At 62.8% G+C, this 16,707-nt stretch carries 16 protein-coding genes and 1 pseudogene; 11 read left to right on the top strand and 6 right to left on the bottom strand.

What is annotated here, in order from left to right; genetic code table 11:
• Positions 1-192: 192 nt before the first annotated feature.
• Positions 193-1,398, bottom strand: a complete 1,206-nt coding sequence (locus NKH97_RS23950; RefSeq protein ID WP_352776014.1) for a multidrug effflux MFS transporter — start codon at positions 1,396-1,398, stop codon at positions 193-195.
• A gap of 188 nt (positions 1,399-1,586) precedes the next feature.
• Between NKH97_RS23950 and NKH97_RS23945 the strand changes: the two genes are divergently transcribed.
• The 4 genes from NKH97_RS23945 to NKH97_RS23930 all read left to right on the top strand — a co-directional run bounded on the left by NKH97_RS23945 (position 1,587) and on the right by NKH97_RS23930 (position 3,386).
• Positions 1,587-2,276 (top strand): TetR/AcrR family transcriptional regulator, encoded by a 690-nt coding sequence (locus NKH97_RS23945; protein WP_128306088.1) that lies wholly within the window; start codon positions 1,587-1,589, stop codon positions 2,274-2,276.
• A gap of 118 nt (positions 2,277-2,394) precedes the next feature.
• On the top strand, positions 2,395-2,937 hold the full coding sequence (locus NKH97_RS23940; RefSeq protein ID WP_128306087.1) for an SspB family protein: 543 nt from the start codon (positions 2,395-2,397) through the stop codon (positions 2,935-2,937).
• A 16-nt stretch (positions 2,938-2,953) separates the two neighbouring features.
• Positions 2,954-3,151: a DUF4169 family protein gene (locus tag NKH97_RS23935; RefSeq protein WP_127260259.1), complete on the top strand. Its 198-nt coding sequence runs from the start codon at positions 2,954-2,956 to the stop codon at positions 3,149-3,151.
• A 10-nt stretch (positions 3,152-3,161) separates the two neighbouring features.
• Entirely contained in the window at positions 3,162-3,386 is a 225-nt protein-coding gene (locus NKH97_RS23930; protein WP_128306086.1) for a ribbon-helix-helix domain-containing protein, read from the top strand.
• Here NKH97_RS23930 and NKH97_RS23925 read toward each other — a convergent pair.
• Positions 3,383-5,185, bottom strand: coding sequence for a chloride channel protein (locus tag NKH97_RS23925; protein ID WP_023813095.1), 1,803 nt, complete (start codon positions 5,183-5,185; stop codon positions 3,383-3,385). The two genes, NKH97_RS23930 and NKH97_RS23925, sit on opposite strands and share 4 nt — an antisense overlap.
• 156 nt (positions 5,186-5,341) lie before the next feature.
• Here NKH97_RS23925 and NKH97_RS23920 point away from each other — a divergent pair, with 156 nt between their 5' ends.
• From NKH97_RS23920 to NKH97_RS23910, 3 genes are all read left to right on the top strand, one after another.
• Complete coding sequence (locus tag NKH97_RS23920; RefSeq protein WP_352442266.1) at positions 5,342-5,779, top strand: MarR family winged helix-turn-helix transcriptional regulator; 438 nt, start codon at positions 5,342-5,344, stop codon at positions 5,777-5,779.
• Positions 5,780-5,905: 126 nt separating this feature from the next.
• Entirely contained in the window at positions 5,906-6,211 is a 306-nt protein-coding gene (locus NKH97_RS23915) for a hypothetical protein (protein WP_352798900.1), read from the top strand.
• Between the two features lie 16 nt (positions 6,212-6,227).
• The gene (locus NKH97_RS23910) at positions 6,228-7,109 is read left to right on the top strand and encodes an RNA polymerase sigma factor (protein WP_128303531.1); all 882 of its coding nucleotides are present in this window, start codon (positions 6,228-6,230) and stop codon (positions 7,107-7,109) included.
• A gap of 34 nt (positions 7,110-7,143) precedes the next feature.
• Here the strand turns inward: NKH97_RS23910 and NKH97_RS23905 are convergent, their stop codons facing one another.
• Positions 7,144-11,106 carry an AsmA family protein gene (locus NKH97_RS23905; RefSeq protein WP_352442265.1) on the bottom strand — a complete coding sequence of 1,321 codons (3,963 nt, stop codon included), beginning with the start codon at positions 11,104-11,106 and terminating at the stop codon, positions 7,144-7,146.
• Positions 11,107-11,237: 131 nt separating this feature from the next.
• Here NKH97_RS23905 and NKH97_RS23900 point away from each other — a divergent pair, with 131 nt between their 5' ends.
• A complete protein-coding gene (locus NKH97_RS23900; RefSeq protein ID WP_352798899.1) occupies positions 11,238-12,200 on the top strand; it encodes a Dyp-type peroxidase in 963 nt (320 codons plus the stop codon).
• A gap of 65 nt (positions 12,201-12,265) precedes the next feature.
• On the opposite strand, the pseudogene NKH97_RS23895 reads toward NKH97_RS23900, so the two are convergent.
• Both NKH97_RS23895 and NKH97_RS23890 read right to left on the bottom strand, forming a co-directional pair.
• Positions 12,266-12,729: pseudogene (locus NKH97_RS23895) on the bottom strand (hypothetical protein).
• A 119-nt stretch (positions 12,730-12,848) separates the two neighbouring features.
• Positions 12,849-14,261: an FAD-binding oxidoreductase gene (locus NKH97_RS23890; protein WP_352798898.1), complete on the bottom strand. Its 1,413-nt coding sequence runs from the start codon at positions 14,259-14,261 to the stop codon at positions 12,849-12,851.
• Between the two features lie 97 nt (positions 14,262-14,358).
• On the opposite strand from NKH97_RS23890, the gene NKH97_RS23885 reads away from it, so the two are divergent.
• The 3 genes from NKH97_RS23885 to NKH97_RS23875 all read left to right on the top strand — a co-directional run bounded on the left by NKH97_RS23885 (position 14,359) and on the right by NKH97_RS23875 (position 16,174).
• Positions 14,359-15,135, top strand: a complete 777-nt coding sequence (locus NKH97_RS23885) for a hypothetical protein (RefSeq protein ID WP_352798897.1) — start codon at positions 14,359-14,361, stop codon at positions 15,133-15,135.
• Between the two features lie 140 nt (positions 15,136-15,275).
• On the top strand, positions 15,276-15,755 hold the full coding sequence (locus tag NKH97_RS23880; RefSeq protein ID WP_352761659.1) for a thioesterase family protein: 480 nt from the start codon (positions 15,276-15,278) through the stop codon (positions 15,753-15,755).
• Positions 15,756-15,976: 221 nt separating this feature from the next.
• A complete protein-coding gene (locus tag NKH97_RS23875) occupies positions 15,977-16,174 on the top strand; it encodes a hypothetical protein (protein WP_013531006.1) in 198 nt (65 codons plus the stop codon).
• Positions 16,175-16,190: 16 nt separating this feature from the next.
• Here the strand turns inward: NKH97_RS23875 and NKH97_RS23870 are convergent, their stop codons facing one another.
• A complete protein-coding gene (locus NKH97_RS23870) occupies positions 16,191-16,670 on the bottom strand; it encodes an Lrp/AsnC family transcriptional regulator (RefSeq protein ID WP_352442261.1) in 480 nt (159 codons plus the stop codon).
• Positions 16,671-16,707: the final 37 nt, after the last annotated feature.

Raw genomic sequence — 16,707 nt, 5'->3', positions numbered from 1 at the left:
GCCAGCAAAACTACCCGCACACCTCATCCGATTAAGACAACGGCTGGGAGACCTCATCCTCCCAAAAACACGGGGGCGATCATGCTCCCGTGTCGTCAAAAAGCTACCAGCCAAATATCCTGTCAGAACACTGAAGGTGCCTAAGTGAACTGCATTAGGGATGAACCCGGCCTTTTTCATTTGTTTGGTTGCTTATTCCGCCGGTGCCTCGGCAACCTCGCGCGAGCGGCCGAGCGTGATCTTGGCCAGCGTGAAGGAAATCACCGCACACAGCGTGATGCCGGCCACCATCGGCAGCGGCGTACCGTCGAAGAACACGCCGGCGACACCCATGGCGAGCGCGCCGATGGCGAAATGCAGCGTGCCCATTAGAGCAGACGCCGTACCGGCGATCTCGCCATGCTCTTCCATGGCCAGCACCGAGGTGGTCGGAATGACCAGGCCAAGGAAGCCGTAGCCGACGAACAGCAGTGCCGCCATCACGTCGAGCCGGTCGATGCCTGTCGCCATTACCGCGAACAGCACCACCATCGTCGTCGCATAGCCGGTCACCGCGATGCGCACCACGCGCCTCAGGCCGAAGCGCTCGGCCAGCAGCCCCGTCATCTGCGACATGCCGATGAAGGCCACCGCGTTGATCGAGAAGAACACGCTGTAGACCGAAGGCGACAGCCCGTAATGGTCGATCAGGATGAACGACGAACTCGACAGATAGACGAAGAAGCTGGCAATGCCGAAGCCGGCGATCGCCGTCAGACCGAGGAAGTTGCGATCACCCATCAGGAAGCGGTAGGCCGACAGCGCGGTGCCGAACGAGGACCCGGCGCGATCTTCCACCGGTCGCGTCTCCTTGAGCGAAGTCGCCAGAAGGATGGTGGCCAGCAGAGCCGCGCCCGTCACCGTCCAGAACACGGCGCGCCAGCCGAAATTCTCGATGATCACGCTGCCGGTCAGCGGCGCCAGGATCGGCGACACCGAAAACACCAGCATCAGCAAGGACATCAGCTTGGCGGCCTCATTACCGGTGTGCAGGTCGCGCACGATGGCGCGCGGAACGGCCATGCCGGCGCTGGCGCCAAGCCCTTGCAGGAAACGGAAAGCGATCAGCCATTCGATGGTCGGCGCCATTGCCGAACCGATGCCGCCAACCATGAACAGCGCAAGACCGCCATAAAGCGGCAGCTTGCGGCCGACCATGTCGGAAATCGGCCCGACGGCGATCTGGCCAAACCCCATCGACAGGAAGAAGATCAACAGGCTCATTTGCACGGCAGCGGTGCTGGCATGCAGATCCGCGCCGATCGACGGCAGCGCGGGCAGATACATGTCGATGGCGAACGGGCCGATGGCGGACAACAAGCCGAGCACGACCGCGATGCGGAGGAATTTGGGACTCATGATAAAGGCTTCTTTCAAATCTGGTTGCCGCCGCCAGGCGACGTCTAACCTAGGACGTTCCCTCCCGTGAGATTCCGACACCTCAAGAGCGAATTCTATTCGTCTCTCTCACGCGAAATCTCTTTATCTTGTGTCCACAAATTTAGACACTCTTGTCTAAATCGTCAATCACCTCTATATAGTTTTTTATGAAGCTGCACGTTTCTCCTGACATTTTCCCGCCACGCGGCCATGAGGCCAAGCGCCTCTCGATCGTCGATTCCGCGGCTGCCGTGTTTTGCCGCGAAGGTTTCGCCGGCGCCAACATCGATCTGATCGCGGCCGAAGCCGGCGTTTCGCGCCAGACGATCTACAACCATCATGGCGACAAGCAGAAACTGTTCGTCGCCGTGGTCCGCGACCTCACCGAACGCTGCAATGCCGGCATCTTCGCCACCATTGCCACCTTCCCCGACCAGCCCAAGGATCTCGAAGCCGATCTGATCGGCTTTGCCGTGCGCTTGAACCAGAATTGCATCTGCAACCGCGACGGAAAATTCCTGCGCAAGCTGATCCAGACCGAAGGCGAGCGCTATCCCGAACTGTTTGCCGAATGGCGCGAACAGGGACCGGGCAGAACATGGCCGGCAATCGCCGCCCGCTTGGCCCGCCTCGCCTATGGCGGCTATCTCACGATCGAGGACCCGGATGTGGCGGCACGCCAGTTCCTTGGCCTCGTCAATGCCGAACTGCAGACCACCTTCATGCTTGGCGGCTCGCCGCGCGAGGACGAGGTGCTGCAATCCGCGACCAATGGCGTGCGCACATTCCTGCGCGCCTTCGGCAAGCGCCGGTCCGCGGCATCGTCCGAAAAGCAAAGCGCGCTCGCCAGCGCCTGAGCGATCAAATCGCTGGCAATAGTCTTCGCTTCCGCGCGAGGGTGATCTATATGCGGTTTACGCCGCCCTCAAGCTTGATTACAGCTATGCGGACGATTCAACGGAACCCGACCGCCACATGGCCGACGACCACATCCGCTACGACATTCTGGCCCAGGAGGCGTTGCGCGGCGTCATGCGCAAGGTCCTGGCCGAGGTCGCGCGCACCGGCCTCCCCGGCAACCACCACTTCTTCATCACCTTCCTGACCGGCGCGCCGGGCGTACGCGTGTCTTCGCGGCTGCGCGAGCGCTATCCCGAGCAGATGACCATCGTCATTCAGTTCCAGTATTGGGACCTGAAGGTGACCGATACCGGCTTCGAGGTTGGCCTGTCCTTCTCCGATGTGCCGGAAAAGCTCGAAATCCCGTTTTCGGCCGTACGCGGCTTCTATGATCCGTCGGTCAATTTCGAACTCGAATTCGACGTCAAGACGGATGGCGCGGCAGCCGAGGAACCAGCCGCTCCAGCCTCGCCTGAGCCGTTGACCATCGTCTCCGAGAAAAAGCCGAAGGCGGAGAAGAAGGCAGCTGCCGCCGAGGCGGAGAAGAAGCCCGCAGCGGCGGACGCCAGCACCAAGGGCGCCGAAGTGGTCTCGCTCGACGCCTTCCGCAAGAAATAGGCCTGCGGTTCACGCCATGGCTGACATCGTCAATCTCCGCCAGGCTCGCAAGCAGAAGGCGCGGGACGAGAAAGTGCGCGTCGCCGAACAGAACCGGGCACTGTACGGTCGCTCCAAGGCAGAGAAGCAACGCGACCGCATAGTCGCCGACAAGGCCGAAAATTTCGTCGCTGGGCACCGCCGCGAGCCATCCGGCGCCGAAGACGACCAGTGAGCTGTCACCAGTGAGCGCGGTCGAAAAGCGCTCGGTGACCATTCGTGGTCACCGCACCAGCTACTCGCTTGAAAAGCCCTTCTATGAGGACCTCGTCGCGATCGCGGCGACCAGGGAGCTGACGCTCGCTGCGCTTGTCGCCGAAGTCGACGAGACGCGGCCCCGCGACACCAACCTGTCCTCGGCGCTGAGGCTCTATGTGCTGGAGTGGGCGAAGCACGCAGAGAGAATCTAAAGGCTTTCGACGGCGTCGTTCTTTTTCGTGTGTCTGGTGCCGAAGCCAAGCAAGGTCGAACGCTCGCGCTCCTCGGCTTGTTTCCTGGACCGCACGCGCATCAAATCCTTCCAGCCGACATAGCCGACCAGCAACGAGCCTTCGCGAGTGACGACGGGCAGATGAGAGACGTTGGCCAGCAGCAGTTTGTCGGAGAGGCCTTCGAGATATTCGTCCGGATAGGCCAGCGTCACCTTGCTGCCGGCCAGCAGTTCGCCAAGCGTGGTGGTGCGGTGCGTGCCGGCGCGTCTCCAGCGCAATATCGCCGGCGGATCGATGAGGCCCAGCACATGGCCGCGCTCATCGACCACCGGGAAACTCGGATGCCGTGTTTCCGGCGCTGTCAGGAACGCTGCCGCGCCATGCAGCGTCATCGTCGCCGGCACGCTTTCGACTTGTGACGTCATCACCTCGCGCACCCTGGTCAGGGCGAAAGGGTCGACGCGGTATTCGCGAACCAGATGATGTCCCCTTCTGGCGATCTTTTCGGTCAGGATCGATCGCTTCATCAGAAGCACGGTGACGGCGTGCGCCGCAGCGCAGGCAGCAATCAGCGGCACCAGCATATGCGTGTTGCCGGTCAGTTCGACGGCGAAGAACGTGGCGGTCAGCGGCGCACGCATCGTGCCGCCCATGGTGGCGGCCATCGCCAGCAGCGCCCAGAAACCCGGATCCGCGGCAGGCAGAACGCCGGCGAGCACAGCGCCCATGGCCCCGCCCATGATCAACAGCGGCGCCAGCACACCTCCCGACGTTCCCGAGCCGAGCGCTACCGACCAGATGATCGCCTTCACCACCAGCAGGAGGAGTGCTGCCGTCGCGACGGTGCGGCCGTCCAGCATGTCAGTGATGTTGTCATAGCCGACGCCGAGCGCGTGCGGCTCGATCAGCCCGCCGATGCCGACCACCAGTCCGCCAAGCATCGGCCACCACATCCAGTGGATCGGCAGCTTCTGAAAACCGTCCTCGCAGGCATAGACCATCTGCGTCAGCAGCCCCGACAAAAGTCCTGCACAAACGCCGATCGCCACCCAGCCGGCAAGGCCGACAAAGGACACCTCCATGCCGCCCTGAAACGGAAAGATCGGTCCGGGCAGATGCAGCATGGTGCGCTCCACCTCGGCGATAACAGCCGCGACCGCCACCGGGATGAAGCTGCGCGGAGTCCATTCGAAAAGCAGCAGTTCGACCGCAAGCATGATGGCGGCGATCGGGGTTCCGAACACCGTGGTCATGCCCGCCGCAGCACCGGCCACCAGCAGCGTCTTGCGTTCGTTGTCGCTGACCGGCAGCATCTGCGCGATCAGCGAACCGATCGCGCCGCCGGTCATGATGATCGGGCCCTCGGCGCCGAACGGTCCGCCGGAGCCGATCGAGATCGCCGACGACAGCGGCTTCAGGATCGCCACCTTGGCGTCGAGTCTGGAACGCCCGAGCAGGATGGCCTCTATGGCTTCGGGAATGCCGTGACCGCGGATCTTCTCGCTGCCGAAGCGCGCCATCAGGCCGATGATCAGCGCACCGATCACAGGGACGATGACGGAGGCATAGCCCAGCGGCGTGTCCTCGAGCTTCAGATCGGCGAGCGTGAACTGGCCAAAATAGGCGATGTTGGTGGCCAGCCGGATCAGCTTCAAAAGCGCGATGCCGGCAACCAGTCCAGCTGTCGCCACCACCACGGCAATGGCGGCGACGAACAGCACCCTGGCATCCGTGGTGAAATCGCGCAGATGCTCCGGGTTCGAGTGAGGGGTCTTCATGGCAGTTTGCTTCCTGGCGGCGCGCCGTATGTCTGAGATGCGGCACGGTCGAAGCGGCCAGCCGGGCTTGTTGGTGGATATGTATCGTAACACGATATAAATATTCAAGCCGGTTTCGCCCGAAATCCGTTTGAGCTTTCGCCGGAAAACGAACACATGTCTGATATGTCGCAGCCACAAAAATCACGCCCCGCCATCAGCCAAGCCGATTACCAGCGGCTATCGGAGTTTCGCTACCTGATCCGCCGCTTCCTCGAATTCAGCCAGGTCCAGGCGGAAGACGCCGGCCTGACCCCGCGCCAGCATCAGGCGCTGCTGGCGATCAAGGGATTCCCCGGCGGCGGCCCGGTGACGGTTGGCGATCTCGCGGAACGCCTGCGCATCCGCCACCACAGCGCCGTCGAACTGGTCAACCGCCTTTGCGAAGCAGGGCTGGTCGCCAGAAATCAGGACAAGGACGACCACCGCCGCGTGCTGCTGCAACTGACCGAGCGCGCCGACGATTGCCTGGCCGAGCTGTCGGCGGCACATCTCGACGAGCTTTCACGCATCGAACCGATGCTGCGCCGGCTGCTCGATCGGGACCATGCGTAAGGCTCCAGACCTTGCACGAAAACGGCACCGAACTATTTTCCCGGCCTCCCGAATCCTTTGGCTTCGCCACAACGTCTCGGACGTAAGCGGCCCGCAAAGCGCAGGGCACGAAGAGGAAAAAACGCGATGAAACGCCACCTGATACGCTACAAGACGAAACCGGAACGGACCGATGAGAATGAACGGCTGGTCAAGGCCGTGTTCCAGGAGCTGCGGGAAAAGTCGCCGGAAGGTGTTCGCTACATGACATGGCGGTCCGACGACGGGACCTTTGTCCATCTGGTCGAGACGGAAACCGAGGCCCATGCCGACATCATCACCGGGCTGGCGGCATTCGAGGCCTTCCAGAGCGGCATCAGGGATCGCTTGATCGAGCGTCCGCAGCGCGAGGAAATGACCGTGGTGGGCCACTACCGGCTGCTGGACCAGTAACGGCAAACAGAGGTGCATGAACATTCCTGGCGAGATCCGCGAGCCTTTTGACCGCCTGTTCGGCGAAATGCGTCCCAAACTGCACCGCTACTGCGCCCGCATGGCCGGCTCGGTCATCGACGGCGAGGACGTGCTGCAGGAAGCCCTGGCCAAGGCGTTCGAGGCGCTGCCGGATGCCGGCCCGATCGCCAACCCGGAGGGCTGGCTGTTTCGCATTGCCCACAATGCTGCGCTCGACTTTCTGCGCCGGCGAGCCCGCGAAAAGGCCTTTTCCGATGAGGACCCGGATATGATCGTCGACCCGGCCAATCCCACCGCCGATCGTCAGGCCGCCGCGGCCAGCCTGCACACTTTCATGCGCCTTCCCGTCACGCAGCGAAGCAGCGTCATCATGATGGACGTTCTGGGCTATTCGCTGCAGGAAATCAGCGCCACGCTCGATACCAGCATCCCCGCCATCAAGGCGGCGCTGCATCGTGGCCGCCACCGACTGCGCAATCTTGCGGACGAACCGGACGACCGTCCTGTTCCGAGACTGAGCGCCGCGCAACGTCTGCTGCTCGACGCTTACATCGACCGCTTCAACGCCCGCGACTTCGATGCGGTGCGCGACATGCTGGCCGATGAGGTGCGGCTGGAACTGGTGGCCAGGGCGCGGCTGAATGGCCGCAAGGAGGTCGCCACCTACTTCAGCAACTATTCCCGCGTGCAGGATTGGCATCTTATGCTCGGCTTCGTCGAAGACAGGCCAGCAGTCCTCGTCCGCGATCCCAATGACCCAACAGGGCGCCCCACCTATTTCATCCTGCTGGCCTGGCAGGACGGCAGGCTTGCCGCCATCCGCGATTTTCGCCACGCCCGCTACACCACCGACGGTGCCGAACTGTTCGTTCTTTGAAACGGTCTCGGGGCGGAAAGGCCTCCCCTACTGCCTACCGCAGCGACTTCAGCAGATTGTCGATCGTGAACGGATTGGACTTCGGCTTGGCCGGCGGCGGATTGTCATTGGCTTCCGGTGGCGGCGCACGCTCCACCTTCGGAGCCTGCTGCGCGGCCTTGCGTTCAGCCTCGAGCCTTGCCTTTTCCTGCGAAGCGATACGCATCGCCTCTTCCGCCTTCTGCCGCGCCTGCTCGGCTTGTGCCTTGGCCGCCTCGTCGGCGGCCTGCTGTTCGGCAGCGGCTTTGGCGTCCGCATCCGCCTTGGCTTTGGCATCGGCGTCGGCCTTGGCTTTCGCCTCCGCGTCGGCCTGAGCTTTGGCGTCGGCTTCGGCTTTCGCCTGCGCGTCCGCTTCGGCCTTTGCCTTGGCGTCGGCCTCGGCTTTCAGCCGTGCTGCTTCCTCCTGCTTGCGCAATTCCTCGGCGGCGTTCTCACGTTCGATCTGCAGCGCCGCGTAGTAGCGGACCTCGCGCCGAAGCCGCTGCTTTTCGAGCAGCGCGGCCTGCATCGCCTCGACGCGCTGCTGTTCCTTTTCCAGCGCGCGTTGGGTCAGGAACTGCGCCAGCGGCTCACTGTCGAACTCTCGTTTCACCGCGCCGAACGGCCCCTCGGCGGTGAAATTCACGACCGGCTCGGAGCCGACCAGCGCCTCGTCGCCAGGCCGATAGGTGATCGCACCCTTGGCCGACACCGTGGCCGCGTTGAGATCCGCCGTGACGTCGGCGGACAAGGTCGCCGCCGGATTTTCCAGGCTGACCGGCGGCGCCCGCAGCGTGCCGCCGGCAACCGTGAAGGCTATGTCGGTGTCTTTGGCGGCTAGACTGCCATCAGCGGCGATGTCAGGCGCGAAGCCGGCAGTCTTGGCCGCATCGATGTCACGCCCGATCGCATCCGCCTTGACGAGGAACGCACTGAACGCATCTGGATTGACGCCAGCAACTTTCACGCCCTTCAACGCCGCAGTGCCGGAGCCTGATAAGGCGGCCACCATCCCTTCGACCGATTTGCCGCTGCTTGACAGCGCTGTCGAGAAGTCGCCGATGCCGCTGATGCCGGCATCGGGCAGCACGGTCGCCAGATCGGCGCCCGCCAGTTTCATCTGGCCAGTGAACAGCCCGGTGCCGTCATTGTTCTTCAGCTCGAACAGGCCGCTGAGCGCCCCGCCAAGCAATTTCGCCTTGAGATCCGAAACGCGGATGCCTTCCTGGTCGAGCTTGAGCGAAAAAGCGGCGTCATAGGCCGTGGCGAACCGCCCGGCGGCAAGTGCTGCCGTGGTCAGGTCGAGGTCGGCGGTGAAAGGCAGGCTGGATTTCTGGCTGAACGGTGTCGCCGGCCACACGCCACCCTTGCCTGCCCCATCCTTGTCGGTCCCGTCTTTGTCGGCAAGAAAGGCGGAATCGCCGAACAGCGCCACCGCCATGGGATCGAGGTCGAGTTCGTCGAGCGCCAGCGCCCCAGCCAGATGCGGCACGCCGTTCTTTACATCGATATTGACGTCGCCGGACACCGCCGCTTCGTTGATGGCGCCGCTGAGTTCGTCCAGCACCAGCAGACCGTTGCCATAGTCGCCCTGCGCGGCGAGCGACGTCGACATGCCCGCCCCCATGCCGGGCAGACCGATGCCTGACGTCATCAGCCATGGCTCGATGTCGGCGGCATCGAGGCTGAGCTTGCCCTTGGCGGCGAAGCCCTGCGGCGTATCGGCGATCGTGCCTTCGAAACCAGCCTTGAAGTCGTTGCCGGCAAGGCTGAAATTCGTCGCCAGGCCGCCACCCAGCGTTCCCTTGGCCTGAATGTCGGTGCTTGCCTCGCCCAGCATGCCGAGCGGCAGCGCCGGCAGGCCGTAAAGGGCCAGCAGCGCGGTGGCGTCAGGGTTCTTGGCGTTGAAGGTAAGCGCCACCGGCGCTTCGAGAAGCTTGTCCACCACCCCCTTCCCCGACAGCGATGCGGAAAAGGCCGAGCCGCCGGCCTTGCCTTGTCCGCTCACCGCCAGGCCGGTGGTGCCGTCGCCATTGTCGGCCGCACTCGCCACCAGGTCGACACGCGCATCCTGGAACAGCTCGGGATAGGCAGCGGCGCGGCTCGCCAGCCCTTTCAGCACGGCACTGTCGGGATAGTGCTGGGCGGCGACGTCGACCAGCGGCTTCAGGTCGACGGCAACCACCGACGCATCGAGCTTGCCGGTCGGGCTCGCCGGGAAATCCTTGATCCTGCCGGTGGCGCTGATCGAGGCGCCGGCCAGCCCGCCCACCGACAGCCGGTCGATTTCGAGCAGCCCGTCGCGCAGCCTGAGCGCCGTGTCGACGGTATCCGCGGTCAACCCGCCAGCGTTGACCGGCCCTGCCTTGATCTGGAAATCGAGGTCGCGGTCGGCAAAGCGATTGGCGCCCTTGTCGCTGACGAAGATCGAGGCGAAGGCCGCCAGCCCGTCGACATCGAGGTCGCCCCCTTCGAGACGCATCAGCACTGAGGGCTTGGCATCGTCGGGCTGGCTGGAATCGATGCGGCCGGAAAACCTCGCCTTACCCAGGATCAATTCGAGATCGCTGAAGGCCTGGCGCTTCTGCGAGAGGTCGACCTTGGCCTTGAAGCCGGCGGCAGGCAGACGGCGGATCGCCTCGTCGACATCCTTCGACAGCCAGGCGGCAAAGCCGGAGGGTTGCGCCACGGCCAGCAGCAGCGAGCCGTTGAAGCCGAAATGACCCTCCAAATTGAGCACGAGCATGCCATCGGCTTCCAGCGTGGTGCGGCCGGGCAAGGTCGCGGCAAGCGATTTCACCGACCAGCCGCCATCGACCGGCTCGGCGGAAAGATGCACGTCGCGCACCGTGGTGTCGCCGGCCACCACCGCCGGCAGCTTGACCTCGACGGTGCCGGGGATAGTCGGCTTCGGCATGTCGAGCAGCGCCTGCTCAAACGCCGCGATGCGCTGGTCCAGCGTCAGGCCGGCGCCGGCCTCGGCGCCCACCGCCTCGTCGAACTGCACCTGCGCGCCATTGGCCTCGATGGCGAAACTCGGTTTCAGCCCGAGATCGACAGAAGCCTTGCCATCGGCGGTGTAGGGGTTGTCGAGCGGCCCGGTCTCGAAGCGGAATTCGTCGACGCCCAACTTCTGGTGGTCGAGCGAAAACTTGCCGTTCAGCCGAAAGCCCGGATCGGGCTTGCCGGCGGAAACCTTCACCGTCTCACCGTCGGTGCTGCGCAGCTCGGCGCTGTTCTTGTCCGCACCGGAGATTTTGAATTGGCCGGAATAGACGGCAGCGCCATTGACAATGCCAGCATTGCCGTCGGCTTCGATGACCAGCGGATAGGCGTCCGGATCGGCCTTCAGCCGCAGCCGCATCTGCCCGTTGCCTTCAGCCTTGCCGGTGGACGCGGTGACCGCGGTGCGCAACCCGTCCAGCCGCAGCGTGCCGTCCATGCGCCATGGCCCGGCCAGCGATTTGGCCGAGATAGTTGAATTGATCTCGGAAAACAGATGGCTGCGCCCGCCGGCGGCATGGCGCAGTTCGATCTGCCCTTCCGTCACCGTCAGCTTCTCGATCGAGATCTGGTTGAGGTCGAAGGGCGAGGACGGCCGCATCGCCCAGTCGACCGTGCCATTGTTGGCGATGTCGATGGTCGCTTTCGGCCGCACCAGCCGCATGTCGAAGATCAGCACTTCGCCACGCAGGAAGGGCGCCAGTTCCGCATCCATCGAAAACGTCTCGACGGTCATGGCCGGCTGGCCATTGGGGCCGCCGGCGACAGCGACATTCGAGAAGGTCACCGAGGGGAACGGCAACAACCTTGCCGTGGCGTCGCCCTGCACAGTCACCTTGCGGCCGAGAATGGCGCTCGCCTCGCGCTCGAATTGGGCGCGGTAGCCTGTCCAGTCGACAAAATACGGCACCACCAGCGCCGCACATAGCACCAGCACGAACAGGCCACCAAAGATCACGAACAGGCGTGCGAGCATCAGCTCCGAATGGGTTGATTGAAATTCTGCCGCACTCTACCCGCATCCGCGTGTCGATAAAGAGGCAATTCATCCAGTGTTGCGCGATCCCGGATGATCTGAAACAAATCCTCGCAAAGCGGAGAATTCGGATGTCTGGGAAGAACTGGGATCGCGTGCCGATCGACGCGCAAAGCGTCGACGCTCCGCTGTCGCTTTCGGCGGTCTTTCTTGTCGTCACCGTCGCCGGCGAGCAGACCGCGCTCGCCAAGGTGGCCTCCGTGCTTGGTGGGCTCGACGATCTCGTCAAAACCGTCGGGTTCCGCGATCTTTCCGGGCGGCTTTCGTGCATTGCCGGCATCGGCCGCGATCTCTGGGATCGTCTTTCTCCAGATCGGCGGCCGCTGGAACTGAAACCGTTTGCGCCGATCAAGGGATCCGTTCATTCGGCGCCCTCGACCGCTGGCGATCTTCTCTTCCACATCCGCTCCGAACGCCCCGACATGTGCTTCGAGTTCGAGCGCATTCTGCTCGACAATCTCGGCGACGGCGTGAGCGTCGTCGACGAGGTTTCCGGCTTTCGCTATTTCGATGCGCGCGACCTGCTCGGCTTCATCGACGGCACCGCCAACCCGACCGGCCTCGATTTGCCCGCCTCTGCGCTCGTCGGCGATGAAGACGCCGACTTCGCTGGCGGCAGCTATGTCGTCGTCCAGAAATATCTGCACGACATGCAGGCCTGGGCGCGCATTCCGACGCCCGAGCAGGAAGCGATCATCGGCCGCACCAAGATCGACAACATCGAAATCGACGATGACGACGCGCCGCGCAAATCACACAAGTCGCTGGCCACCATCGAGGATGCCGATGGCAACGAGCACGACATTTTGCGCGACAACATGCCGTTCGGCAGGCCCGGACAGAACGAGTTCGGCACCTATTTCATCGGCTATAGCAGGTATCTCTGGGTGATCGAGAAGATGCTGCAGCGAATGTACATCGGCGAGCCGCCGGGTGCTTACGACCGGCTGCTCGATTTCTCCACGCCGCACACCGGCACGACGTTCTTCGCGCCAACCCGCCCCATGCTGCAGACACTTGTCGAGGGTGCATAGAAGACGCCTGCGACCGCACGGCAGGCCGGCGCCCCAACGATTTCACCCGGCGATTGTCAGAACCCTCAGCGTGCGTCGCGCTTTGCTTGCGCCACCTTGGCCGCCTTGCGCTGCCGGCCAAGCTCCATCGGTCGAACGAGGTCTTGCGCCCTCTGGTTTGCCACCGACCGCATCCCCTTGCGCGCAGTGCGCGAATTGAAAGCAGGGCCTTCCGGCGTCGCCCCTTGCTTCATGACAAATGCCTTGCGCGCGTTTTCGATCAGCGAAACGCCAGCCGCCAGCTGCCGGCGCCGCTCGGCCTCACCATTCAGCCGCCGCGTGGCCATGGCCAGCACCGCAAGCTTTGTCTGCGAACCGCCATCGGACTTTGAGGGTGCAGCGCCTTGTCGCGCCGCTCCCGCAACAGCTTGACCAGACCGGCAAGATCGGCGTCGGAAAGCTCCTGCACCGCCGGATGGTGCGATTTCCCCACCAGTTCCTGTTCGTCGGCGCTCAGCGCCCGCGCCTCTTCCTTGCGTGAAATCGCCATGACGCTTCTCCTCCGCTGGCACGCCTGTCTGGTTCAGGCCTCGCTGCTCGGCGAAGTCTCGGCCCGAATGGTGGCATGGTCAAGAGGAGCCGCCTGCGGCCTTGCGCTGGAGGACTCGCCTAGTCCCCCGGCAATATCTTGCCCGGGTTCATGATATCGAGCGGATCCAGCGCCTGCTTGATCGTGCGCATTATGTCGACGCCGTGGCCGAGTTCATGGCGCAGGAAGCCGATCTTGCCCTGGCCTATGCCGTGCTCGCCGGTGCAGGTGCCGTCCATGGCGATCGCCCGCATGTTGAGCCGCGCGACGAACTTTTCCGACTGCGCGATCTCCCTGGGATCGTTGACATCCATCAGCACCAGCACGTGAAAATTGCCGTCGCCGGCGTGGCCGACGATCGGCGCGATCAGGCCCATCTCGGCTATGTCGGCTTCGGTTTCCATGACGCATTCGGCAAAGCGCGAGATCGGCACGCAAACATCGGTCGACAGCCCCTTGGCGCCCGGCCGCAACGTCAGCGACGACCAGTAGGCGTCGTGCCTGGCCTTCCACAGTTTCGTCCGCTCCTCGGCGACGCTGGTCCACAGGAACGGCCCGCCGCCATTCTCCTCGGCGATCATGCCGAAGGTTTCAGCCTGTTCGGCCACGCCGGCATCGCTGCCATGGAATTCGACGAACAGGCACGGGCTCTCGGGATAATCGAGCTTCGAATAGTTCTTCATCGCCCGCATCTGCAGCGCGTTGACCAGTTCGATGCGCGCCACCGGGATGCCCATCTGGATCGTCGCGATGACAGCGTTGCAGGCCGCCTCGACGCTCGGAAACGGGCAGACGCCGCCCGAAATCGCCTGCGGGATGCCTTGCAGCTTCAAGGTCAGCGAGGTGATGATGCCGAGCGTGCCTTCCGAGCCGACCAGCAGCCGCGTCAGATCATAGCCGGCCGAACTCTTTTTCGCCCGCTTGCCGGTGGTCACCGTTTCGCCGTCGGCCATGACGGCGGTCAGTGACAGCACGTTCTCGCGCATCGTGCCGTAGCGCACGGCATTGGTGCCGGACGCCCGCGTCGCCGCCATGCCGCCGAGCGAGGCGTTGGCGCCCGGATCAATTGGGAAGAACAGGCCGGTGTCGCGCAGGTGCCGGTTCAGATCCTCGCGCGTCACACCAGGTTCGACCGTGCAGTCGAGATCCTGCGGATTGACCGCCAGGATGCGGTTCATGCGCGAGGTGTCGACCGATATGCCGCCGCCCGGTGCGTTGGTGTGACCCTCCAGCGAGGAGCCGACGCCAAAGGCGATCACCGGCACACGATGCGCGGCACAGGCGCGCACGATGTCCTGCACCTCCGCGGTCGTCTCCGGAAACGCGACGCCGTCAGGCGCCTGCGTCGGGATGTAGGTGGTGGTGTGGGCGTGCTGGGAGCGGATGGCCTGGCCGGTCTGGAATCGCTCGCCAAGCTGCTGCTTGAGGATGCCGAGCACCGCTGCGATGCCTTCCTCGTTGCGTTCGACCGGGTTGAGGTCGCTCAGAGCCATATTTTTCTATCCCAACTTTTCTGCAGGAGGTCTAAGCCACTTGCCGCATAGATGTCCATTCGGCTAGTCAAATGGTTGCCGTGACCTCGGGTCGGAAATGAAAAATTCGGTACTGGCAGGATACATACTTTTTTTCCTGGCGCTCTTGCCTGGATGGGCGGTGCATACAGCGGCCACCCAAAGTCGCGTCGGCTGGTTTGGTGCGGTCATCTTCTTTGGCTTCATAGGGCTATTCGCTGTGTTAAGCACTCGAGCATACCCGGGCACTGATCGAAAGCCCGGTCCTTTCGCTCAGCGTTATGGCGGATATCTTTGTGTCTTTATCTTTGCCACTTTCTTGTCCGGCGAGTCGCTTGCCATCGCGCTTACCTACGGCGAGCCCGATCAAGGCTTCATAGGCGAGATAGGTTCGATATTATCTGCCCTGGGATCATATCTTTTCCCCGTTGTTGCCAAATACGCGAATTCCATTCAACCGCCTCTTTCCGATAAATCGATCTTCAGAGCTCAATCCATAATAACTTGCTTTCTTTTTGCAGGTTTCATATCTTCTATTTCGATTTTTATATACTATGTCGCTATGCCAAAAAATGAGATAACCGAAAGACTCAACGCTGGCGGGCGCAAAAGACCAAATACTTTGACCGCTTTCGCTGGTGTTATTTTCGGCATTCTTACGAGTCTGAGCGCCTATTTTGGTATCGACGAATTTCAAACAAAAACTGAACACTGCTGGCTAAATGCTGCTTGCTATACCGCAGGTGATGATTTGACACTCTTCTGGGCTGCGGTTGGAAAAATAGTGATGATGTTTTTCTTCCCGCTGGGCGGTCTTGCGATGTTGGTTGCTCGTCGCACTCTGCCAGAAAATTAACAAGCCGGTCCGAGCGTTCGACCGGGTTGAGGTCGCTCAGAGCCATGAATTCCTCGGCGAATGGACCAGTGTCCACGCTTGTTATGCGATTATGGATGCGTAGTCTTACCCGCCACGCTCGGTCCAACAAGGAAGTTTCGATGCCCATCCCCACTCCCTTCGTCTCAAAACCCATGGACATCGAGAAGGACTGGATCGACTACAACGGCCATCTCAACATGGCCTATTACAACGTGCTGTTCGACCGCTGCTCGGACGATGCCTTCGAGGCAATGGGCATGGGACCGAACTATGCCAGGGATCGTCGCCTCACCATCTACACGGCCGAAGTCCATGTCTGCTACGTGCAGGAGCTGCACCTCGAGCATAAGGTCACGGTCTCATTCCAGCTCATCGACCACGACGACAAGCGGCTGCGGGCCTATCAGGAAATCCGCCATGTCGACGGCTGGCTGGCCGCGACGTCCGAATCGCTGTCGCTGCATGTCGACATGTCCGGGCCGAAGGTGGCGCCCTTCCCCACCGATGTGCTGGCCAGGGTCGAAGCCATGCGCGCCGCCCATTCGGCACTGCCGATGCCGGAACGGGCCGGCCGCTCGATCGGCATCAAACGCAAATAGGGCGACGACCGGACCTCAAAGCCACACCGGCAACCCAAAATCGCGGGACCTTCAAATCCACCGACACCAGTGCTTGAAGCGGCTTGGCGGCCACGTTAACCTTACCAAGGTTTTAACGGGAACAAGCCATTTGAGCCGTTGCGCGACTCAGCGGGTCGGTCGAAAACGATCCGCATCGAGGTAGCGACACGGGCGGCGCGGCGCCGGTTCGAGGAAAGTGCATGAAAACCGACATCAAGGTCGAGGTGGACAGGCTGGCTGCCGATCCGCGCATCACCGACTATGATTTCTGGCGCTCGCTCAAGAACGTCAACAACGAGATCTTCCACATCGCCAACAACAACGAGCCGATCCCGTTCGACATGATCCGCTGGCGTGCCATCCTGAAGCAGGCGCGCATGAAGCGCGGCCACGCATAGGTCCTCTCCCTGTACGTCAAGCCTGGCGCCTCAATGCCGCCAGGGCCGAGCGCGCCACCACCGGCGACGACTGGATGATCGCCGTATTGGTCATCGCGTAGGGAATAATGCGGTCGATCACCCGCTCGAGGTCGGCCACCGAGCCGACATGCGCCAGCGCGACGAAACAATCCTCTCCGGTCACGCGATCGCATTGCACGATCTCCGGCAGTTCGCGGATGATCTCGGCCACGACGGCCAGTTGCCCCGGCACCGGCCGGATGCGCAGCCATGCCGACAGCGGCAGGCCGAGTGCCGCCGGGTTGATCCTGACCGAATAGGCCTCGATGACGCCACTTTCCTGCAGCCGCTTGATGCGCTCTGCCACGCTCGGCGCCGACAGGCCGACCGAGCGTGCCAGCTCCGCCGTGCTGGTGCGCGCGTCCTTTTCCAGCAGACGCAGGATCTTCATGTCGGCGGCATCGAGATCGGCACTTTCAGTTCGAAGGCGTTTCATAGGAAATTCCTTGCTTCCGAGAGAACTCTCCCCAGAC

This window comes from Mesorhizobium sp. M0870 (genome assembly GCF_040319775.1).
Lineage (GTDB): Bacteria > Pseudomonadota > Alphaproteobacteria > Rhizobiales > Rhizobiaceae > Mesorhizobium.
The sequence above is the reverse complement of the archived record's forward strand: the minus strand, read 5'-3'. Positions and strand labels throughout refer to the sequence as shown.

Coding starts and splice junctions, on each gene's coding strand:
- NKH97_RS23945 (WP_128306088.1), top strand. CDS start 1,587: ATGAAGCTGCACGTTTCTCCTGACATTTTCCCGCCACGCGGCCATGAG.
- NKH97_RS23870 (WP_352442261.1), bottom strand. CDS start 16,670: ATGAAACGCCTTCGAACTGAAAGTGCCGATCTCGATGCCGCCGACATG.
- NKH97_RS23880 (WP_352761659.1), top strand. CDS start 15,276: ATGCCCATCCCCACTCCCTTCGTCTCAAAACCCATGGACATCGAGAAG.
- NKH97_RS23920 (WP_352442266.1), top strand. CDS start 5,342: ATGTCTGATATGTCGCAGCCACAAAAATCACGCCCCGCCATCAGCCAA.
- NKH97_RS23950 (WP_352776014.1), bottom strand. CDS start 1,398: ATGAGTCCCAAATTCCTCCGCATCGCGGTCGTGCTCGGCTTGTTGTCC.
- NKH97_RS23940 (WP_128306087.1), top strand. CDS start 2,395: ATGGCCGACGACCACATCCGCTACGACATTCTGGCCCAGGAGGCGTTG.
- NKH97_RS23915 (WP_352798900.1), top strand. CDS start 5,906: ATGAAACGCCACCTGATACGCTACAAGACGAAACCGGAACGGACCGAT.
- NKH97_RS23900 (WP_352798899.1), top strand. CDS start 11,238: ATGTCTGGGAAGAACTGGGATCGCGTGCCGATCGACGCGCAAAGCGTC.
- NKH97_RS23935 (WP_127260259.1), top strand. CDS start 2,954: ATGGCTGACATCGTCAATCTCCGCCAGGCTCGCAAGCAGAAGGCGCGG.
- NKH97_RS23885 (WP_352798897.1), top strand. CDS start 14,359: ATGAAAAATTCGGTACTGGCAGGATACATACTTTTTTTCCTGGCGCTC.
- NKH97_RS23910 (WP_128303531.1), top strand. CDS start 6,228: ATGAACATTCCTGGCGAGATCCGCGAGCCTTTTGACCGCCTGTTCGGC.
- NKH97_RS23905 (WP_352442265.1), bottom strand. CDS start 11,106: ATGCTCGCACGCCTGTTCGTGATCTTTGGTGGCCTGTTCGTGCTGGTG.
- NKH97_RS23890 (WP_352798898.1), bottom strand. CDS start 14,261: ATGGCTCTGAGCGACCTCAACCCGGTCGAACGCAACGAGGAAGGCATC.
- NKH97_RS23875 (WP_013531006.1), top strand. CDS start 15,977: ATGAAAACCGACATCAAGGTCGAGGTGGACAGGCTGGCTGCCGATCCG.
- NKH97_RS23925 (WP_023813095.1), bottom strand. CDS start 5,185: ATGAAGACCCCTCACTCGAACCCGGAGCATCTGCGCGATTTCACCACG.